We start from the raw sequence: 18,914 nt of genomic DNA on the forward strand, positions 1-18,914 counted from the left end.
TCACCCGTAGCGCCGCGCCAGGGCTCCGACGCTGTCGTCCCAGCCGCGCTCCAGCACATCGAGGAGCGGCGTGTAATCGCCGAACTTCCGCCGGTGCACGGCGCGGGCGAGCTGGAATTGCAGGGCCTTCACCGTCTCCGCCAGCGTCGTCGCGGCGTCCGCCGTGGCCGACAGGCCGCCCTCCCCCTGCCCCTCCAGCCAGCGCAGGTGACTGCCCAGCAGCTCGGCGTTGGCGCCGAGCTGGCGCAGCAGGTTGAAGGCGTAGAGGTGGAAGTAGTCCATGGACCGCGCGGCCAGCCGCTCCAGGTGCGCCGGGAACACCTCGCGGTAGGCGGCGACCGGGTTGCGCGCCGGCCGGCGGCCCAGGTGGTGGGCGAGCAGGCCGAGCGCTCCGTCCAGCAGCGCCCTGCCCTGCAAGGCCGGCGCGCGCGAGCGCACGAACTCGACGTAGGGGAACAGCACGTCGGGGTTTCCGCTCAGATGGGGCAGACGGCGGAACACGCCGTCGAAGTCCTCCCCCTCCAGCGTGAAGCGGCCGGCGTTGTGGAAGTAGTCGAGGCGACGGGCGCCGGAGTCCAGTCCGGCGACGGCGATGGTGGTCTTGACGTGCTGGCTGCGGTAGGCGATGCCGCGCGTGTCCGGCAGGTAGAAGCTGTCCACCTCCACCAGCACCGGGTTGCCGCGCCTCAGCTGCTCGGCCGTGTGCGCCTCGACGGTGTCGTAGATCGCCAGCTCCTGCACCTCCAGCCCGAACAGGGCGCGCAGGTCCTCCGGCGGGACCTTGAAGAAGGTGAACTGGTCGCCCTCGAAATCCTGCGCCACGGTGAAGCCCAGCGCCGCCAACGGTTCGTAACCTTGTGCGTGCAGCAGCTCGATCCACAGGTCGACGTAGCAGTTGGTCTCCGGCCAGATGCGCTCACCATCGTGCTGGGGGGCGTGCAGGGGGTGCATGCGCTACCCCCACAGCACGGCGCGCACGGCCTGCGGCCAGTCTGCCGGGTCGAAGCCGTGATGGCGGAACAGCGCCAGCGCCACCCGCTCCATGCCGAAGCCGACGCACGCCGTGTGCGCCAATTCGCCGTCCGCCGTGCGGATGTCCCACAGCAGGCCGAAATGGTCCTGGTGGTAGTTGAAGGACAGGCAGGCGGTCGGCTTCTCCGCGCTGGTGATCGGGATCAGCAGCTCGAACTTCAGTCCCTGGTCGCGCTGGTTGGCGGCCAGCATACGGCCCGCCCGGCCGAAGAACGGGTCGTTGGCGAGGTCGATGGCGACCGGCACGCCCAGCGATTCCATCAGCAGCTTGCCGCGCTCCAGCCAGCTCCGGCGGAAGGACATCACTTGATTGGGCGTGCCGATGCGCACGTATTCGCGCATGCGGAACAGCTGCATGCGCGCCGGGTCGAGCGACGGCTCGTGCCGGAAGCAGGTGGAGTAGACGTCGACGACCCGCCCGCGTTCCGGCAGCACGCCGCGCGCCGCGATGGTCGGATACACCGGGTAGCAGGCGGCCGGCGTCAGCACCACGTCGGTCGGGCGCTGCATGCCGGTCCAGTCCTCGCCGTCGTGCAGCTTCTGCAGCAGGGTCTGGTGGTCGCGCTCGTTGCCCTCGAAGCTGTGGATGGTGCCGGCCAGCTGCGGGAAGCTGTTGAGGTACTCGCTCTTTTCGAAGTGGCGGCGGTTGAGCGCGGGCGGGAAGCGCATCACCTCGGCGCCGTCGTCCTTGCCCCACTGGGTGATCAGCGCGTCGAAGCGCTCCACCACATCCTCGAACACGCCGCTGCGGCCGTACAGGCCGTCCACCCCCATGGGGATCAGCAGGCCGTGGGCGACCAGGGCGTCGCGGAAGGCGGTCTGGGTTTCCGTGCTCATCCGAACAGCCCCATCGTATCCTTGTGGACGAGGAGAAGGTTGGCGGTGTTGCCAAGGATCCGGTCGTTGCTGATCATCAGCGGCGCCGAATGGGCGTCGCGCAGGTGGCGCGCCACGCTGTACTCGCTGTCGTTGCGGTAGCCGTTCAGGCCGCAGACCAGCAGCGCCTGCTCGACGATGCGCACCAGCGTTTGCGCCGCGCCCACCTTCAGCGTGTTCATGGCGACCGCGAAGCCCATGGAGGTCAGGCGGTCGGCGTCACCCAGCGCTTCCTCGTACTGGCGCACGGCGCCGACGATGCTGGCGCGCATCTGGTTCAACATGGTCGTCGCCTCGGCCAGCCGCAGCGCGCCGGGCGGGGTGGCGCCGGGCTTCCTGCGCGCCTCCGAGCGCACGAAGGCGCGGGCGCGCCCAACCGCGTCGGTGGCGATGCCCAGCCACATGCTGGCCCACAGGATGTGCGTGGTCGGCAGCATGGTGCGGGCCGAAATGTCGGCGTAGGGCAGGGGCAGGATCTGCTCAATCCCCGCCTCCGCGCTCAGCCGGTAGCCCATGGAGCAGGTGCCGCGCATGCCCAGCGTGTCCCAGCCCACCGTCTGCTCCAGCCGGCAGTCGTCCTTCAGCACGGCGACGATCACCTGGTCCGACGCCGGCGAGTCCGGCGTGCGCCGCGCCGTCACCAGGATGCCGTCCGCCGCCTCGCCGTAGGAGATGACGGAGGCGTTCTTCTCCAGCCGGAAGCGGCCGCCGCTGGCCTCCACCGCGCAGGACGAGCTGCGCACGTCGCCGCCGATGCCGGCCTCGGTGGTGGCGGAGGCGAGCAGCAGCTGCTCGGCCGCCAGACGCTCCAGCAGGGTGCGGTGCCACGCGCTCTGCTGGCCGTGCTGGACGACGCAGGCGACCTGGATCTGGTGCATGGCGTAGATCATGCCGGTGGACGGGCAGTGCTGCGCCAGCTCGTGGCAGACCGCGGCGATGTCGGCCAGGGTGGCGCCCTCGCCGCCGAAGTCGCGCGGCACCATGGCGCCCAGCAGGCCGGCGGCCTTCAGCGCCGCGAACGCCTCGGTGGGGAAGCGGGCGTCGCGGTCGACGGCGTCGGCGTGGCGCGCGGCGACGTCGAGGCCGGCGTCGCGCGCCCGCCGGAGCAGGGGCGGGCTCATGCCCCGGCCGTCCCGTTGCGCAGGCCCGTCACGGCCTCGCGGATGGCGGCGATGCTCTCGAAGGTGCGGCGGCGCAGCAGCTGCTCCGGGAACTCGATGTCGAAGCGCTCCTCCAGCGCCAGCATCAGGTTGACCGAGCCGTGCGAGGTCAGGCCGGCGGCGTACAGATCGTCCCCGTCCGACAGCGCGGCAACATCGACGGCCAGCCAGCCACTGTCCGCCAGAATCTCCCGAATGGTCGTATCCATGGATGCCACGTCCTCGGCCGTCTCGTCGCCGAGTGCCGTCCATGCCGTCGCGCGCATGAAGTCCGCCTCCCATTTTTTCGAACTGTCACCGCGAGTTAACATGACCGACCTCGGGTTGTTCAAAATTCATTCAGGTGTTCCATGAGCTTTTGGGGATGCCTCCGTGCGTAATACACGCCAAGGACTTGCCTATTCCTTTGGATACAGGCCCGCTCGACATTGCCTGCAATTGCGGATGGGAGGATAGGGGCGCGGGGGCGACCGGACAGGGGCGGGAGCACCCGGCGCGAAGCGCCGTTCCATCCCGAAACAAACGAGGAGGAACACCGTGCGGAACCGTCTGCTGCGCATGGAGCGCGAAGCCATCGACCGCGACGCCACGCCCAAGCCGGCCGTCTTCGGCACCATCGTCGCCGGATCGCCGGACGAGGCGTACGTCCCCGTCTTCGACGCCGCCCGCTTCGCCTGCGGCGTGTGGCAGTGCACGGAGGGCGTCGTCGCCATGCGGGACTGGCCGTACGACGAGTTCTGCATCCTGCTGTCCGGCCGCGTCGTCATCACCCCGCAGGGCGGCACCGCACAAGAATACGCGCAGGGCGACGCCTTCGTGATCCCCAAGGGCTTCACCGGCACCTGGGACATCAAGGAGACGATCCGCAAGTACTACGCGGTGCAGAAGCACCCCAGCGCGCTGGGGCGGCTGAAGTCGATGGTGCGCGGTCTCTTGTCGCTGTAAAGCGAACCTGTTCTTCGGTATCATCGGCGCGCCGCCTTCGGGGGAGCCGCCGCATGACCGCCACCGTTCCGCTTCCCCTGGTGTCCGCCCTGCTGGAGCTGGAGCGCGCCGTCGGCCGCCTTGCCGAGGCGGTGCGCGATCCGGCGCGGCGCGAGCGGCTGTGGGCCGACGCCGCGCGGCGCGACGCGGTGGCCGCCGCCCGGTTGGACGGTGCCGCCGTCGATCCCACCGACTTCCTGGTCGCCACCGTGGCGCCCGAACTGGTGCCGCCCACCCGGCGTTCTACGGGAATCGCCGCGCACGCGCTGTGGAGCGGCGTGCGGCTGGCGCAGGGCAAGATGCGCCGGCCGGCGCCGCCACCGCCCTTCGAACTCACCGCGCCGGCCGGGCCGAAGACTGGGCCGCTCGGCGCCGCCTCGGCGGCGTGGCGCGCGGTGGCGGAGCTGGAAGCGGCCGACGATGTTGACGCACATTTCGCCGAGGACGAACCCGCGCCGGTGACGCCGTTGCCGGAGCCGTGGACGGTGGGGTGGCTGGAGCGGCTGTGGTGCGCCACGCAGAACGGCGTGTCCGGTCGCGCCGCCGACCGCTTCCCGCCGCACGAGGAACGGCAGGCCGGCGCGCTGCTCGACCGCGTCGACGGCCTGCTGGGCGAGCCTGGCATGGTCGGCGGCATCGAGGCGCTGGGCTACCTGCTGCGCCCGGCGCCGGTGGCGCGCGTGGCGCCGTGGGCGGTGCCGCTGGCCCGGCTGGTCGCTCCGGCGCTGCTCGCCCGCGCCGCGCGGGTGCCGGAGGTGTGGCTGCCGGCGGCGCCGGTCCTGCTGGCCGAGCGCACGGCGGCGCGGCTGGCGGCGGGTGGGGCAGACCTCGACTGGCGGATCTGGCTGGCCGGCGCGCTGACCGCGGCCGCGCACGCCGAGCGGCGCCGCGCCGATGCACTGGACGCAATGGCCGCCGGGTGGCGGCAGAACACCGGAACACGCCGCCGCAACTCCCGCCTGCCAGAGGTGTTGGACGGGTTGTTCGAACACCCGGCCTTCACGGTGCGGCGCCTGCAGCGCCGGTTCGCCACCACCTTCCGCGGCGCCCAGCTGATCGTCGACGATCTGGTGGAGGCCGGCGTGGTGCGCGAGGTGACGCAGCGCGCGCTCGACCGCGTCTACGTCGCCGTCGACCTGATGCCCTGAGCCTTGTCGGCGGGGCAGGGGCGCCGTAAGGTCGGGCACCCCCACGGCTTCCTTGATAGGGATCGGCATGAAGTACGCCATCGTTCCGGTGACGCCTTTCCAGCAGAACTGCAGCATCCTCTGGTCGGAGGCGACCATGCAGGGCGCGGTCGTCGATCCCGGCGGCGACGTCGCCCGCATCATGCGCGCGGTCGAGCAGCACGGCGTGCGGCTGGAGAAGATCCTGGTGACGCACGGCCATCTGGACCACGTCGGCGCCGTGCACCCGCTGGCCGAAAAGCTGGGCCTGCCCATCGAGGGGCCGCACCGCGACGACGACTTCTGGATCCAGGGAATGTCCCAGCAGTGCCAGATGTTCGGCTTCCCGCCGACGCCGACCTTCACGCCCGACCGCTGGCTGGTGGACGGCGACACGGTGACGGTGGGCGGCGAGACGCTGGACGTCGTGCACTGCCCCGGCCACACCCCAGGCCACGTGGTGTTCCACCACGCGCCGACGAAGCTGGCGGTGGTCGGCGACGTGCTGTTCGCCGGCTCGATCGGCCGCACCGACTTCCCCAAGGGGAACCACGGCGACCTGATCCGCGCCATCAAGGAGAAGCTGTTCCCGCTGGGCGACGACGTGGCCTTCATCCCCGGCCACGGCCCGATGTCGACCTTCGGCGAGGAGCGGCTCTACAACCCCTTCCTCAACGACTGACATGAGCGAGCCCGCCGCCTTCCGCCGCCGTCTGCGCCGCGCGCTGCTCAGCCCGCTGCTGGTGCTGGCGGCGGTGGTCGTGCTGTTCGAGGAGCTGTTCTGGGACCAGCTCCAGACCGTGGCGGCGCGGCTGGCGCGTTGGGCGCCGCTGGCCCGGCTCGAGGCGTGGGTGGCGGCGCGGGACCGCTGGACACTGCTGGCGCTGTTCGCCGTGCCGGTGGCGGCGCTGTTCCCGGTGAAGCTGGCGGCGCTGTGGCTGATCGGCTCCGGCCACGTGGCGGGGGGCCTCGGCGTGCTGGTCGGCGCCAAGCTGGCCGGCACCGCCTACGCGGCGCGGCTGTTCCTCATCGGCCGGGACAAGCTGCTGTCGATCCGCTGGTTCGCCCGTTGCTACGACTTCGCCACCTGGGTGCACCGGCTGGTGCATACGGGGTTCGAGCGCACCGGCGTTCCGGCGTTGGCCCGGCGGGTGCGCGCGGCGTTCCGCCGCTGGCGCGCCACAGCCGGGCAGGGCAGCTTCGCCCGGCGCGTGCATCTGGTGAAGCGGCGGCTGGCCGGGCGCGGCTGACGCCTACTCCCCCAACAACTCGTCGATCTGCCGGCGCAGTTCGCGCAGCTCGGCGCGCTGTTCCTCGTCGAGGCGGCTGCGGTGCGCCTCGACATCGGTGGCCTGACGGCGGATCAGCCGCACGGCGTTGAAGAAGGTCGCCAGCGCGCTGGTCTCGGAGGCCGGCGTACGGGCCTTGCGGGTGCGGGCGGCCTTCACCGTGCCCTCGCCGGCCTTGACGCGCTGCCACAGCGCCAGCTGCTCCGCCTCGTCCTTGACCCAGGCGATCTCCACCAGCACCGAGCGCGAGACATCCCTATGCGACGTCGCATATTCCCGCTTGATCGCGTCCGGCAGGGCGTTGAGGCGCAGGGTGTGGCTGACGTAGCTCTGGCTCTTGCCGATGATGCTGCCCAGCTCCTCCTGGGTGTAGCCGTGCCGCTCCATCAGGCGGGCCAGCGCCATCGCCAGCTCGACCGCGTCGAGGTCGACGCGCTGCACGTTCTCCACCAGCGCCAGCTCGTCGGAATCGCCGGACGTGATGATGGCGAAGATGGTGTCCTTGCCCAGCATCTCGTGGGCGCGGTAGCGGCGCTCGCCGGCCACCAGAGCGAAGCTGCCGCCGCCGGTCTCCTGCACCAGGATCGGCTGCTTCAGGCCGTAGCGCTGGATGGACTCGGCCAGCGCCTCCATCTCGTCCGGGTCGAAGTGCTTGCGCGGCTGGTCCGGGTTGCGGGCGATCCGCCCCAGGTCGATCTCCACCAGCTTGGGGAAATCGACGCTGGTGCCGAACAGGGCATCCTTCGCCTGCGTCTCCATGGCGCCGCGGAACATGCCGAAGTTGCGGGTCTTATCAGGCTTCGCCATGGCCAATCAGCTCCCTTGCCAGATCCACATAGCCCTGCACGCCCGGCGTGTCGGGCAGCACCTCCAGCGTCGGCTTGCCGGCAGCGGCCGACTGCCCGTACCCGGTGGAGCGGTTGATCGGCGCGAAGATCCGCGTCTTCGAGCCGAGCGTCTCGCGCAGTTCCTTCAGCGTCTCGTTGTCCTGCGTGTAGCGCGCGTTGAACATGGTGGGCAGGATGCCCAGCACCGTGAGCTGCGTGTTGCCGCGCCGGCGGATCTTCTCCACCGTGTCCAACAGCAGCGGGATGCCCATGATGTCGAGGAACTCGGTCTTCACCGGGATGATCACGCGGTCGGCGGCCGACAGCGCGTTGACCGTCAGCAACGACAGGTTCGGCGGGCAGTCGATGACCACGAAGTCGTAGCCGGTGCGGATCCCCTCGATCTTCTCGCGCAGGACGGAGGAGGCGAAGGGCTCCGCCATCAGCTCGGTGTCGGCCGCCGCCAGCGTGATGGAGGAGGGCACCAGATCGAAGAAGCCGGGGATGACGATCGAGGCGAGCGCCTGCTCCTTCAGGAGCGCGTAGTAGACGGTGGCCTTGCGCTGCTCCAGCCCCCGCGGGTCCTGGCCGAGGAAGATGGTGGCGCTGGCCTGCGGGTCGGCGTCGATCAGCAGCACCTTCTCGCCCTCGCGGGCCAGCGCGTAGGCGAGGTTGACCGCGGTGGTCGTCTTACCCACACCGCCCTTCTGGTTCGCCACCGCCACGGTGATGGCGCGGCGCTCGCGCGGCGGCGCCTTCGGCGCGCCCTCGGAGCCGGTCTTGATGAACAGCTCGACGCGCGGCGGGATGCGCTCCGCCCCGCTTTCCCAGCGGCTGATGCGCGCGCGGTCGTACTTGCGGCCCAGCTGCTCGTTCAGCCACGCCGCGAACTCCTGCTGGGTGACGCCGCGCGTCTCCCGGATTCCCTGCAATTCCTCGCCGGTCATGAGTCCCCTCGGGCCGAATGCCTCTCGGCGCGACGGTGCCTCTGTTGACAGCGCATGTCAACAGCGCGTTGACGGCCCCGCAGCGATATGCGACGTCGCATGAAACCGCGAGATCGTGGTGTTCCCGACCGTCCGCTCCCACCACATAATGGTAATGCCAACATACGTATTCTACTCGCACCGCCCTCCGAGTCGCCCGGAGTGCCCCGCCGGACTCATTGCGTCCTCGAATCGATCACCGACTCCGGGAGTGGTCGTGCCCCCGTCTGGTGTCATCGCGGCGATTCGGATAAGCTGTCGACCAGCCCCCGGAGTCGGTCCGATTCGCGCCTCTTCAGGACTTCTCATCCACAGCCGGGCCGATTTATCCCACGTAATCTCGTGCGGAATCCGCGTATTCTGGTGGCCGCGAATCGGGTTTTCCTGCGTAGTCTGGTGGCACATACAAATAGTTAGAATCAACTAATACCAACTAGACCCCTCCACAAGAATACGTGTTGACGGGATCCGTCAACAGACCCAGATTGTTGCTCGATCGTTCAGCCTCCGTAACGGTCAGGAGAGTCCTATGGCCGAAATCCACCAGCTCATCATCCAGCACGGCAAGGACCGTGCCCGCGAACTCGTACCCCGCGAGCAGCGTCCCCTCGTGGATGCCGCCGCGTCGGTGCTCGCCGACGAATCGCGCGCGATGGGCATCACCTACAGCGGCTTCTGCCTGACCGCACTGCCGCACAAACGCCTGGCCGACGACCAGACCTGGCGGCGTGACGGCCACCGGGTGACGCTGGTGGTGCAGCCGGGCGTCCTGCTGCTCGGCGGCAAGGAGAAGATGTACGGCGTGCCCTATGGCTCACGGGCGCGGCTGATCCTCCTGTATCTGCAGACCAAGGCGTTGCAGTCCAGCAGCCGCGAGGTGGAGCTGGGCGCCTCCATGCGCGACTGGATGAGCCGCATGAACGTCTCGACCGGCGGGCAATCGTACCGGGACGTCAAGGAACAGTGCAACCGGCTGTCCGCCTGCCACCTGACCTTCTTCTGGGACGACCTGGAGACCAAGGGGCGCGGCAGCAAGTTCGCCAAGGATTCCATCGTCGTGGGCGGCCTGACCTTCACCGCCGACGACGACCGCCAGGGCTCGCTGTGGGAAGAGCGCGTGCTGCTCTCCGAAAGCTTCTTCAAGTCGCTGCGCGAGCATCCGGTGCCGGTCCTGGAGTCGGCGATTCGCGAGATCTCCAGCAAGTCCATGGCCATCGACGTCTACATCTGGCTGGCCTACCGCCTGCATTCGCTGAGCGAGGCGACACGGATCTCCTGGCAGTCGCTGTACGCGCAGTTCGGCGCCGGCTACGACGAGCTGCGGCACTTCAAGACCCGCTTCCCCGAGACGCTGCGCGTGGCGCTGAACGTCTATCCGGAAGCCAAGGTGGAGATCGGCCGCGAAGGCCTGACGCTGCACCCGTCGCTGCCGGCGGTGGCCTCGGACCGCCGTCAGGCGGCGCTGATCGGCATGTAGAGGCCGGCTGCCACCAGATTACGCGGGGAAAAAATACTTTAAAATCAGCATCTTCCACAAAAATACGCACGGCGGCCTCGGGACACCCTCCCAGGCCGCCGTTGTCGTTTCCGGGGTCAGGCGGGCGGTGCGCTGTCTGGTGGAAAGTGCGAAAAAGCGAGTCGCAATCAAGGAGTTCCACAAGAGTACGCGCCCGCCGGGCGGCGGATGACGGGGCTCCGCCGTTCCACAAGAGTACGCACTGCCACAAGACTACGAATCGGCCAGGAACGAGCCGACCGGGGCCCGCCTCCAACATCTTGGGTCCCGCAAACCAAGGAAACCCAAGGGCCGGAGTCCACCGCCGCGGAGCGTTCGGCGACTCGGCTTCCACAAGATTACGCGCCGGGGGTCCCGCCCCTCAGACGCCCGCTACAAGAATACGCGCTCCAGCCTCATACGGGCTTGGGAGATCCGGGTGCCGGGACCATTGTTACAGAATGATGACCACGCACTCTCCGACGCTCGTCCTCATCGACATCCTGGGAGCCGTGGCCCTGCTGCTGTGGGGGCTGCGGCTGGTGCGCACCGGCGTGTTCCGCGCATGCGGCGCCTCGCTGCGGCGCTGGGTGGGGCAGGGAACGCGCAACCGCGCCGTCGCCTTCCTGGCCGGCTTCGGCGTGACACTGGGCCTGCAGAGCAGCACGGCGACTGCCCTGATGGCCTCGGCCATGAGCGGGCAGGGGCTGATGACCACCGCCATGGCGCTGGCGGTCATGCTGGGCGCCGATGTCGGCACCAGCGTGGTGGCCGGGCTGTTGTCGCTGGACGTGCGCTGGCTGGCGCCGGCGCTGCTGCTGCTGGGCTCGGCCCTGTTCGCGGTGGGGGAGGGCAGCCGGCAACGCCGCGCCGTCGGGCGGACGCTGGTCGGGCTGGGGCTGATGCTGCTGGCCCTGCGCCTGCTGGGCGAGGCCACGGTGCCGGTGCGCGAGTCCGGGCTGATCCACGCCGTGCTCGGCGCGCTGACCGGGGAACCGGCGCTGGCGCTGCTGGTGGCGGCCGGGCTGACGGCGCTGCTGCACTCCAGCCTCGCGGTGGTGCTGCTGATCGCCTCGCTGGCGGGAGGCGGGCTGCTGGACATGGCGGGCACGGCGGCGCTGGTGCTCGGCGCCAACCTGGGCGGAGCCGCGCCGCCGCTGCTGGCCACGGCGCGCGACGTGCCGGCGGGGCGGCGGGTGCCGCTCGGCAACCTGCTGATGCGGGCCGGCGGAGCACTGGCGGCGTTGCCCTTCGTGGAGCTGCTGCCGGGCACGGCGACCGCCCACGCGACGGTGTTGCTGCACGCCGGCTTCAACGGGGCGCTGGCGGCGCTGTTCATTCCGTTGGTCGGGCTGGTGGCGCGGCTGACCGGGCGGATGCTGCCCGACCGCGCCGACCCCGAGGACCCCGGCCGGCCGCGGCACCTGGACGAATCCGTGCTGGAGGCGCCGACCGTGGCGATCGCCTGCGCGGTGCGCGAGACGCTGCGCCTGGGGGATCTTGTGGAGGGGATGCTGCGGCGGACGCTGGACGTGCTACGCCACGACGATGAGCGCCTGATCGCCGAGGTCAGCCGCACCGACGACGCGGTCGATGCGCTGCACACCGCGATCAAGCTGTACCTCATCAAGGTCGGCGGCGGGCAGTTGGAAGAGGAGGACAGCCGGCGCGTCGGCGAGATCATGGCCTTCGCCATCAACCTCGAGCACATCGGCGACATCGTCGACAAGAGCCTGGTCGATATGGCGGCGAAGAAGACGCGCCTCGGCCTGCGCTTCCCGCCGGAGGACTTCCAGGCCATCGAGGCGCTGCACCGGCGCACGCTGGGCAACCTGCGCACCGCGCTGGGCATCTTCCTGTCGGAGGATCTGCGGCTGGCCCGCCAGCTCATCGCCGAGAAGGACGCCATCCGCGTGCAGGAACGCGCCTCGGCCGAGGCCCACCTGACCCGCGTGCGCCAGGGACGGACCGCCAGCATCGAGACCAGCGCATTGACGCTCGACCTGCTGCGCGATCTGAAGCGCGTCAACGCGCACGCCGCCTCGGTGGCCTACCCGATCCTCAAGCGTGCCGGCGAGCTGAGCGACACCCGGCTGAAGGAGGGCGGGCTGGTGGCTGTGGAGAAGGACGCGTGAGGGGGCTCACTTCCCCAGCAGCACCTGCGCCACGCCGCTGAGCAGGCGGCGCGAGTCCTCGAACAGCGTCGCCATCTGCAGCGTCACCAGGAAGGTGGCGGAGTAGACCAGCCCCGGCCGCGCCGCCTGCAGCCGGCCCATCCAGGCGGGCAGGAACGCCGGCAGCGGCACCCGCAGCATCGCGACCATGACCAGCGCACCCACCACCGCGCCGGCCAGGATGTCGGTGGGGAAGTGCAGGCCGAGGTAGACCCGCGGCAGGCAGATCACCACCAGCGTCCACAGATAGGCCAGCAGGCCCAGCCTCCGGCTGCCCCACCACACGGCGGTGGCCAGCGCGAAGAACAGCACGGCGTGGTCGCTGGGGAAGGAACTCCAGCCGTCCAGCGTCTCGATCTTCACGTAGGGCGGGACGTGCATGTCGACCGCCGGGTCATGCGCCGGGCGCAGGCGCATCGGCAGCTCGTTCTGCATCAGCCGGCCGACGGCGATGGCGATCAGCGCGCCGGCCAGCGTGCGCACGGCGTAGAGGTCGGATCCCAGCGGCTGGCCGGTGCGCCGCGCCCAGCACCACCACAGCAGCGCCAGCAGCACGCCGCCCTTCAGCAGGTGGCTGGAGGCCACCACGTAGATGGCGCGGTCGACGGTCGGGCTGGCGCCCGCGAACCCGTTCAGGAAGTGGATGATCGTCAGGTCGAAGGCCACGGCTCCCCCGCTCAACCGCCGGTGTCACGGCCTTGCAACAGAAGCGGAGCGCGGAAGGACGGGCGGGGGATGGGCGTTACTCCGCCCGGCGGCGCGCCATCCCCCGAAATGCTTAGCCTGCGTTCGTAATCTTGAGCGCCAGCGGCGGCGGGTTGGCCAGCGTCTGGTAGACGACGCAGTAGCGCTCGGTCAGCTTGGTCAGGGCGTCGATGCGCTCCTGCGGCTCGTCGGTGTCGAGGTCGAAGCGCAGGCGGATCTCGCGGAAGCCGACCGGCGCGTCCTTGGCCACGCCCAGCGTGCCGCGGAAGTCCAGGTCGCCCTCGGCCGAGACGCTGCCGCCGCGCAGGTTGAAGGCGAGCGCGGTGGCCACCGCCTTCAGCGTCACGCCGGCGCAGGCGACGAGTGCCTCCAGCAGCATGTCGCCGGAGCACGCCTGCGTGCCCGGGCCGCCGGTGGCGGGGTGCAGGCCGGCCTCGACCAGGGCGCGGCCGGTGTCGACCTTGCAGGCGATGCCGTCGCCCGACAGGTCGCCGTTGGCCTTCAGGGTGACGACGGCGGCGTTCGGGTCCTGCTTGTACTTGTCCTTGAGCGGCGCCTGCAGCGCGCGCAGGGAATCGGCGTCCATGGCGTTTCCTCGGTGTTTTTGACCGGCGTACTGTAGCGGCGTCTATGCGACGTCGCATCCCTCATGCGGCAGGCCGCATGACCCTTTCGCTCAATGCGTTGCATTGAGCTGCCGGGTTTTTATCCAAGTCGGTCGATGACGAGCATCGACCGACTTGGATATCAGATCGCCGCCGCCGGGAAGGCCTCCTCGCCCTGCGGCCGGTGGCGGAAGGCGCGGCTCAGCTCGGCGAGCAGGCGGTGCTTCCAGTCCTCGAACAGCGGGTCGGTGCGCTCGCGCGGGCGGGGCAGCGGCGGGGTGGCGACGGTCAGCACCCGCCCCGGCCGCGGCTGCATGACGACGACGCGGTCGGAGAGCATCAGCGCCTCCTCGATGTCGTGCGTCACCAGCACCATGGTCGGGCGGTCGTAGGACCACAGCTCCAGCAGGTGCTCCTGCAGATCGTAGCGGGTCAGCGCGTCGAGCGCCGAGAACGGCTCGTCCAGCAGCAGCACGGAGGGGCGGCCGACCAGGGCGCGCGCCAGCGCCGCGCGCTGCGCCATGCCGCCGGACAGCTCGCGCGGCCAGGCGTTCGCGAAGTCGGCGAGGCCGACGCGGGCCAGCGCCTCTTGCGCGCGGGCCTGTTGTTCCGCCTTGGGAAGGTGGCGGATGCCGAAGGCGGCGTTGGCGCGGATCGAGAGCCAGGGCATCAGCCGCGGCTCCTGGAAGACGAAGCCGATCTCCTCGCGCGGCGCCGTCACCGGCGTGCCGTTGAGGGACACGCCGCCGGCCGAGGGATCCTCCAGTCCGGCGATCAGGCGCAGCAGGGTGCTCTTGCCGCAGCCGGAGCCGCCGACCACGCCGACGATCTCGCCCGGCGCCACCTCCAGGTCGATGCCGTCGAGCGCCAGCGTGCCGTTGGGATAGCGTTTGCTCAAATTGTCGATGCGCAGCATCTCAGGCCCCCGGCTTGAAGGAATCCTGCCAGCGCAGCAGCGGGCGGGACAGCGACGCCAGCAGCCCGTCGGTCAGCTTGCCGAGCACCGCGAAGGCGACGATGGAGGCGAGGATGGTCTGCGGCTGCCCGGTCATCTGCCCGTCGGTGAGCAGGAAGCCCAGGCCCTCGCTGGCGCCCATGAACTCGGCGGCGACCACGAACATCCAGCCGAGGCCGAGGCCGGCGCGCAGCGCCAGCACGTAGCTCGGCAGCGTGGCGGGCAGCAGCACGCGCCAGACCAGCTCGACCCCGGACAGGCGGAAGATGCGCCCGACCTCCACCAGCTTGCGGTCGACGCCGAGGATGGCGCCGGACAGCGCGAGGTAGATCGGGAAGAAGACGCCCACCGCGATCAGGATCACCTTCGACGTCTCGAAGATGCCGAACCACAGGATGAACAGCGGCACCCAGGCGATGGAGGGGATCGAGCGCAGCGCCTGCAGCATCGGGTCGAGCAGCCGGCGCGCCCAGGTCAGGTAGCCGGTCAGCGCGCCGAGGATCGTCCCCGCCAGCACGCCGAACAGGAAGCCCAGCGCGACGCGGCCCAGCGTGGCGAGCACGTGGGTGGTCAGCTCGCCGGACTTGGCGAGGGTCCACAGGGTGGCGAGGATGCGGCTCGGCGGCGGCAGCAGGCGGCCGTTGCCCCAGCCCTGGGCGACCGCCAGCTCCCAGCCGAGCGCCAGGACGAGGGGGACGAGGAGGCCGAGGGCGGTGTTCGACGCGGACCCCCACCCCACCCTCCCCCGCTGGGCGGGGGAGGGCCTTACCTCCTCCCCCCGCCCAGCGGGGGGAGGTTGGGAGGGGGGCAAGGGGTGAGACGCGTCAGAGATCAACGTCACGTCCCACACCCCTTACTGCGTCAGCGCCTTGGCGAAGGACGGGTCGATCAGCGCGGCGACCGCGCCCTTGACGTCCACCTCCGCGCCCAGCACGCCGGCCTGCTGCAAGGCGAGGCCCGCCTCCAGGATGGTCTTGGCTTGCGGCTCGCCGATGGCGGAGTGGGTGAGGTCGGTGCGCTCCAGCTGCCGCGCCGCGACCGGCTCGGACAGCTTGGCGGCCGCGGCGATGGTCGCCTTCAGCGCGCCCGCGTCCTTCAGCGCGATGGCCCGCGCCTTCTCGTAGGCGCGCAGCACGCGGCCGACCAGCTCCGGGTTGGCCTTGGCGAACTCCTCGCGGACGTTCAGCACGCCCCAGGTGTTGGCGTTGGCGTTGCGGAAGAACAGCTTGGCGCCGTTGTCGATCTCGGCCTGCGCCATCAGCGGGTCGAGGCCGGCCCAGGCGTCGACGTCGCCCTTCTCCAGCGCCAGCCGGCCGTCCTGGTGCTGCAGCAGCACCAGCTTCACGTCCTTGTCGGTCAGCCCGTGCTCGGCCAGGGTGCGCACCAGGAAGATGTGCGGGTCGGTGCCGCGGGTGACGGCGACGCGCTTGCCCTTGAGGTCGGCGACCTTGGCGATGCCGGTGTTCGCTCCGGTGACCAGCGCCGTCCACTCCGGCTTCGAGTAGACGTAGACCGACTTGATCGGGTTGCCGTTGATCTTCGCGATCAGCGCCGCAGCACCCGCGGTCGAGCCGAAGTCCAGGCTGCCGGCGTTGAGGAACTCCAGCGCCTTGTTGGAGCCGAGGCTGAGCACCCAGCGGACGGAAATGCCGTCCTTCTTCAGCTCCTCCTCCAGGAGGCCCTTCTCCTTCAGCACCAGGCTGACCGGGTTGTAGTAGGCGTAGTCGAGCCGGATCTCGGTGACCTTGTCGGCGGCGCGGGCGGCGGCCGGGAGCAGCGCCGCGGCGAGGCCGGCGGCGATCACGAGGCGGCGGGACAGGGACTGAAGCACGTGCGACCTCCATTCATTCGTTTCTGGCGTTTCTGGAGGCGGGCAAAAATTTACCCGCCGCAGCCTTTGGCGACCGGGGCGGGTGACCCACGCGCTTTAGCTGCATTTGTAGCGCGCCCGCAAGCTGTTGGCTCAAATCGGCGCGTGATTCCCTTGTAGTTGGGCGCACGATATTTTGTCAATAAGAACTGTTAAACATATAATTATAGTGAAATATAATGGTGCGCAAAATTCGCCTTGCGCGCCCCCTCCGGCCGGCCGCTTAATGGTTCGAAACCGCGGGAACACGGCGGGGAGGGGGGCATGAGAAGGCGCAGCTTCCTGACGGCGGCCGGAACCGGGCTGGGCGCGGCGGCGCTCGCGGCGCCGGCCATCGCCCAAGGGCTGCCCGAGGTCGAATGGCAGCTCGCCTCCAGCTACCCCCGCAGCCTCGACACCGTGTACGGCGCCGTCGAGAGGATCGCCGCGCGCGTCGCCGAGGTGACCGAAGGCCGCTTCCGCATCCAGCCGTCTCCGCCGAACGCCGTCGTGCCGGCGCTCCAGGTGCTGGATGCCGTGCGGCATGGCGCCGTGCCCTGCGGGCAGTCGGCCGCCTACTTCTACATCGACAAGGACCCGACCTTCTGCTTCGACACCGGCATGCCGTTCGGGCTGAACACGCGCCAGCAGATGGCGTGGATGACGTACGGCGGCGGGCTGGAGCTGATGCGCGACTTCTACCGCGGCTACGACGTCACCATGCTGCCGGCCGGCAGCACCGGCGCGCAGATGGGCGGCTGGTTCCGCAAGGAGATCCGCACCGTCGAGGACCTCAAGGGCATCCGCATGCGCATCGGCGGCCTGGCCGGGCGGATCCTCGCGACGCTGGGCGTGCAGCCGGTGCCGATGGGCGGCGCCGACATCCGGCCGGCGCTGGAACTCGGTGCCATCGACGCGGCGGAGTTCGTCGGGCCCTACGACGACGAGCGGCTCGGCCTGCACCACGTGGCGAAATACTACTATTACCCCGGCTGGTGGGAGGGCGGGGCGCAGATCGCGCTGTTCGTCAACCTCGACGCCTGGGCGGCGCTGCCGCGGCCGTTCCAGTCGGCGCTGGAGCAGGCGTGCGCCGAGGCGCAGAGCTGGATGCTGGCCAAGTACGACGCGCTGAACGCCGCGGCGCTGCGCCGGCTGGTGGCGGCGGGCGCGGTGCTGAAGCCCTTCCCGCGCGAGGTGATGGAGGCCTGCTACGAGGCCGCCTTCGCGCTGTACGACGACATCGCCGCCGGGAACCCGCGCTTCAAGCGTGTCTACGACGCCTGGTCGTCGTTCCGCGACGAGGAGTACCTGTGGTTCCGCGTCGCCGAGAGCAGCTTCGAGAGCTTCGTCTACGGCGCGGCGGCGCGGCGCAGGGAGTGATCCGGCTGCCCCCGAGCTCCCCCGAGTCGGGCGCGCGGCGCGCGGGGAAAGCGGCGGTGGTCCGATGGTCGGCGGGGCTGACGGACCGCCGATTGGGCAAAGGGCCGCCCACGCGGTGGTCACCACCGGGTTTTCTGCACACCGGTGCAGCAATCCGGTCATAGATATGATGGTGTGCGCAACGGCTTGTCTAATTTCTTAAACACGTGGTACGGTCCAGCCCAGGTTCGAGACCCCACGGCGCCAGCCGGCGGTTGGGGGGACCAGGGGAGGACAGGAACCGATGGACGGCGGCATGGTCGACACGAAGAAGGACACGCTGGTCCGCTTCACCGGGGTGCAGAAGACCTACGACGGTGAGCACCTCGTGGTGAAGAGCCTCGACCTCGACATCAAGCGGGGCGAGTTCGTGACGCTGCTGGGCCCGTCGGGCTCCGGCAAGACGACGACGCTGATGATGCTGGCCGGGTTCGAGGTGCCGACGCACGGCGAGATCGTGCTGGACGGCCGCCCGATCAAGAACGTGCCGCCGCACCAGCGCGACATCGGCATGGTGTTCCAGAACTACGCGCTGTTCCCGCACATGACGGTGGAGGAGAACCTCGCCTTCCCGCTCTCGGTGCGCAAGATGCCGAAGGACGAGCAGAAGGCGCGGGTGTCCAGGGCGCTGTCGATGATCAAGCTGGAGAGCCTGGCGAAGCGCCGGCCCGGCCAGCTGTCCGGCGGCCAGCAGCAGCGCGTGGCGCTGGCGCGCGCGCTGGTGTTCAGCCCGCAGCTGGTGCTGATGGACGAGCCGCTGGGTGCCCTCGACAAGCGGCTGCGCGAGCACATGCAGCTGGAGATCAAGCAGATCCACGAATCGACCGGGATCACCGTGGTCTACGTCACGCACGACCAGAGCGAGGCGCTGACCATGTCCGACCGCATCGCGGTGTTCAACGATGGCATCATCCAGCAGATCGACAAGCCCGACGCGCTGTACGAGCGCCCGGTGAACAGCTTCGTCGCCAATTTCATCGGCGAGAACAACATGCTGCACGGCACCGTCGAGAATATCGAACAGGGCCTCGCCAGCGTCCGCCTCGCCACCGGCGAGCAGGTGGTGGCGAGCGCGGTGGGCGTCGGGCAGGCGGGCGAGCGCACCTCCGTCTCGATCCGGCCGGAGCGCGTGCACATCCTCAAGGGCAACGAGGACGCCGGCCACCCCAACCACCTGCCGGCCACCGTGCAGCACACGATCTATCTCGGCGACCACGCGCTGACCGTGCTGACGGTCGCCGACAACGAGGAATTCATGGTGAAGCTCAGCGGCGGCAACCACGCCGGGCTGACCCCCGGCCTGCCGGTCACCATCGCCTTCCGCCCCGAGGACGCCCGCGCCCTCGACCCAGCGTGAACCACCCCCGACCAATCATCAGAAGAGGAACAGGG

Annotated in this window: 19 protein-coding genes and 1 riboswitch; of the genes, 8 read left to right on the top strand and 11 right to left on the bottom strand. The window is 70.0% G+C overall.

Annotation, left to right across the window (positions count from 1 at the left end; all coding sequences use genetic code 11):
• From TSO221_RS21325 to TSO221_RS21340, 4 genes are read right to left on the bottom strand one after another with little or no spacing between them, the layout of a single operon-like run.
• Complete coding sequence (locus TSO221_RS21325) at positions 1–951, bottom strand: DUF1839 family protein (RefSeq protein WP_109120540.1); 951 nt, start codon at positions 949–951, stop codon at positions 1–3.
• Between the two features lie 3 nt (positions 952–954).
• Positions 955–1,869 (bottom strand): amino acid--[acyl-carrier-protein] ligase, encoded by a 915-nt coding sequence (locus TSO221_RS21330; protein ID WP_109120541.1) that lies wholly within the window; start codon positions 1,867–1,869, stop codon positions 955–957.
• Entirely contained in the window at positions 1,866–3,029 is a 1,164-nt protein-coding gene (locus TSO221_RS21335; RefSeq protein WP_109120542.1) for an acyl-CoA dehydrogenase family protein, read from the bottom strand. The genes TSO221_RS21330 and TSO221_RS21335 overlap by 4 nt, the downstream gene beginning before the upstream one ends.
• Positions 3,026–3,334, bottom strand: coding sequence for an acyl carrier protein (locus tag TSO221_RS21340; RefSeq protein WP_282187812.1), 309 nt, complete (start codon positions 3,332–3,334; stop codon positions 3,026–3,028). Before TSO221_RS21340 ends, TSO221_RS21335 begins: the two co-directional genes overlap by 4 nt.
• 271 nt (positions 3,335–3,605) lie before the next feature.
• Between TSO221_RS21340 and TSO221_RS21345 the strand changes: the two genes are divergently transcribed.
• The 4 genes from TSO221_RS21345 to TSO221_RS21360 all read left to right on the top strand — a co-directional run bounded on the left by TSO221_RS21345 (position 3,606) and on the right by TSO221_RS21360 (position 6,468).
• A complete protein-coding gene (locus TSO221_RS21345; RefSeq protein WP_247878165.1) occupies positions 3,606–4,013 on the top strand; it encodes a cupin domain-containing protein in 408 nt (135 codons plus the stop codon).
• Between the two features lie 53 nt (positions 4,014–4,066).
• Positions 4,067–5,200 (top strand): hypothetical protein, encoded by a 1,134-nt coding sequence (locus TSO221_RS21350; protein ID WP_109120543.1) that lies wholly within the window; start codon positions 4,067–4,069, stop codon positions 5,198–5,200.
• A 67-nt stretch (positions 5,201–5,267) separates the two neighbouring features.
• Positions 5,268–5,900, top strand: coding sequence for an MBL fold metallo-hydrolase (locus TSO221_RS21355; RefSeq protein WP_109120544.1), 633 nt, complete (start codon positions 5,268–5,270; stop codon positions 5,898–5,900).
• A gap of 1 nt (position 5,901) precedes the next feature.
• On the top strand, positions 5,902–6,468 hold the full coding sequence (locus TSO221_RS21360; RefSeq protein ID WP_109120545.1) for a hypothetical protein: 567 nt from the start codon (positions 5,902–5,904) through the stop codon (positions 6,466–6,468).
• Between the two features lie 3 nt (positions 6,469–6,471).
• Here the strand turns inward: TSO221_RS21360 and TSO221_RS21365 are convergent, their stop codons facing one another.
• Both TSO221_RS21365 and TSO221_RS21370 read right to left on the bottom strand, forming a co-directional pair.
• Positions 6,472–7,314 carry a ParB/RepB/Spo0J family partition protein gene (locus TSO221_RS21365; RefSeq protein ID WP_109120546.1) on the bottom strand — a complete coding sequence of 281 codons (843 nt, stop codon included), beginning with the start codon at positions 7,312–7,314 and terminating at the stop codon, positions 6,472–6,474.
• Positions 7,301–8,281, bottom strand: coding sequence for an AAA family ATPase (locus TSO221_RS21370; protein ID WP_109120547.1), 981 nt, complete (start codon positions 8,279–8,281; stop codon positions 7,301–7,303). Before TSO221_RS21370 ends, TSO221_RS21365 begins: the two co-directional genes overlap by 14 nt.
• Before the next feature lie 568 nt (positions 8,282–8,849).
• On the opposite strand from TSO221_RS21370, the gene TSO221_RS21375 reads away from it, so the two are divergent.
• Both TSO221_RS21375 and TSO221_RS21380 read left to right on the top strand, forming a co-directional pair.
• On the top strand, positions 8,850–9,797 hold the full coding sequence (locus tag TSO221_RS21375; RefSeq protein ID WP_109120548.1) for a replication protein RepA: 948 nt from the start codon (positions 8,850–8,852) through the stop codon (positions 9,795–9,797).
• A gap of 479 nt (positions 9,798–10,276) precedes the next feature.
• A complete protein-coding gene (locus TSO221_RS21380) occupies positions 10,277–11,950 on the top strand; it encodes a Na/Pi cotransporter family protein (RefSeq protein WP_247878166.1) in 1,674 nt (557 codons plus the stop codon).
• A 6-nt stretch (positions 11,951–11,956) separates the two neighbouring features.
• Here TSO221_RS21380 and TSO221_RS21385 read toward each other — a convergent pair whose 3' ends face one another.
• The 5 genes from TSO221_RS21385 to TSO221_RS21405 all read right to left on the bottom strand — a co-directional run bounded on the left by TSO221_RS21385 (position 11,957) and on the right by TSO221_RS21405 (position 16,085).
• The gene (locus TSO221_RS21385) at positions 11,957–12,655 is read right to left on the bottom strand and encodes a phosphatase PAP2 family protein (RefSeq protein WP_158284168.1); all 699 of its coding nucleotides are present in this window, start codon (positions 12,653–12,655) and stop codon (positions 11,957–11,959) included.
• A 112-nt stretch (positions 12,656–12,767) separates the two neighbouring features.
• A complete protein-coding gene (locus TSO221_RS21390; protein WP_109120550.1) occupies positions 12,768–13,280 on the bottom strand; it encodes an OsmC family protein in 513 nt (170 codons plus the stop codon).
• A gap of 161 nt (positions 13,281–13,441) precedes the next feature.
• Positions 13,442–14,215 (bottom strand): ABC transporter ATP-binding protein, encoded by a 774-nt coding sequence (locus tag TSO221_RS21395; RefSeq protein WP_109120551.1) that lies wholly within the window; start codon positions 14,213–14,215, stop codon positions 13,442–13,444.
• Position 14,216: 1 nt separating this feature from the next.
• Positions 14,217–14,993, bottom strand: a complete 777-nt coding sequence (locus TSO221_RS21400) for an ABC transporter permease (protein ID WP_247878167.1) — start codon at positions 14,991–14,993, stop codon at positions 14,217–14,219.
• Positions 14,994–15,107: 114 nt separating this feature from the next.
• Complete coding sequence (locus TSO221_RS21405; protein ID WP_109120552.1) at positions 15,108–16,085, bottom strand: aliphatic sulfonate ABC transporter substrate-binding protein; 978 nt, start codon at positions 16,083–16,085, stop codon at positions 15,108–15,110.
• Positions 16,086–16,161: 76 nt separating this feature from the next.
• Positions 16,162–16,239: riboswitch (SAM riboswitch) on the bottom strand.
• 149 nt (positions 16,240–16,388) lie between these two features.
• On the opposite strand from TSO221_RS21405, the gene dctP reads away from it, so the two are divergent.
• Entirely contained in the window at positions 16,389–17,483 is a 1,095-nt protein-coding gene (gene dctP / locus TSO221_RS21410; RefSeq protein ID WP_109120553.1) for a TRAP transporter substrate-binding protein DctP, read from the top strand.
• A 295-nt stretch (positions 17,484–17,778) separates the two neighbouring features.
• Positions 17,779–18,879 (top strand): ABC transporter ATP-binding protein, encoded by a 1,101-nt coding sequence (locus TSO221_RS21415; RefSeq protein WP_247878168.1) that lies wholly within the window; start codon positions 17,779–17,781, stop codon positions 18,877–18,879.
• The last annotated feature ends 35 nt before the right edge of the window (positions 18,880–18,914 follow it).

The organism is Azospirillum sp. TSO22-1 (assembly GCF_003116015.1).
In the GTDB taxonomy this organism is placed as follows: Bacteria; Pseudomonadota; Alphaproteobacteria; order Azospirillales; family Azospirillaceae; genus Azospirillum.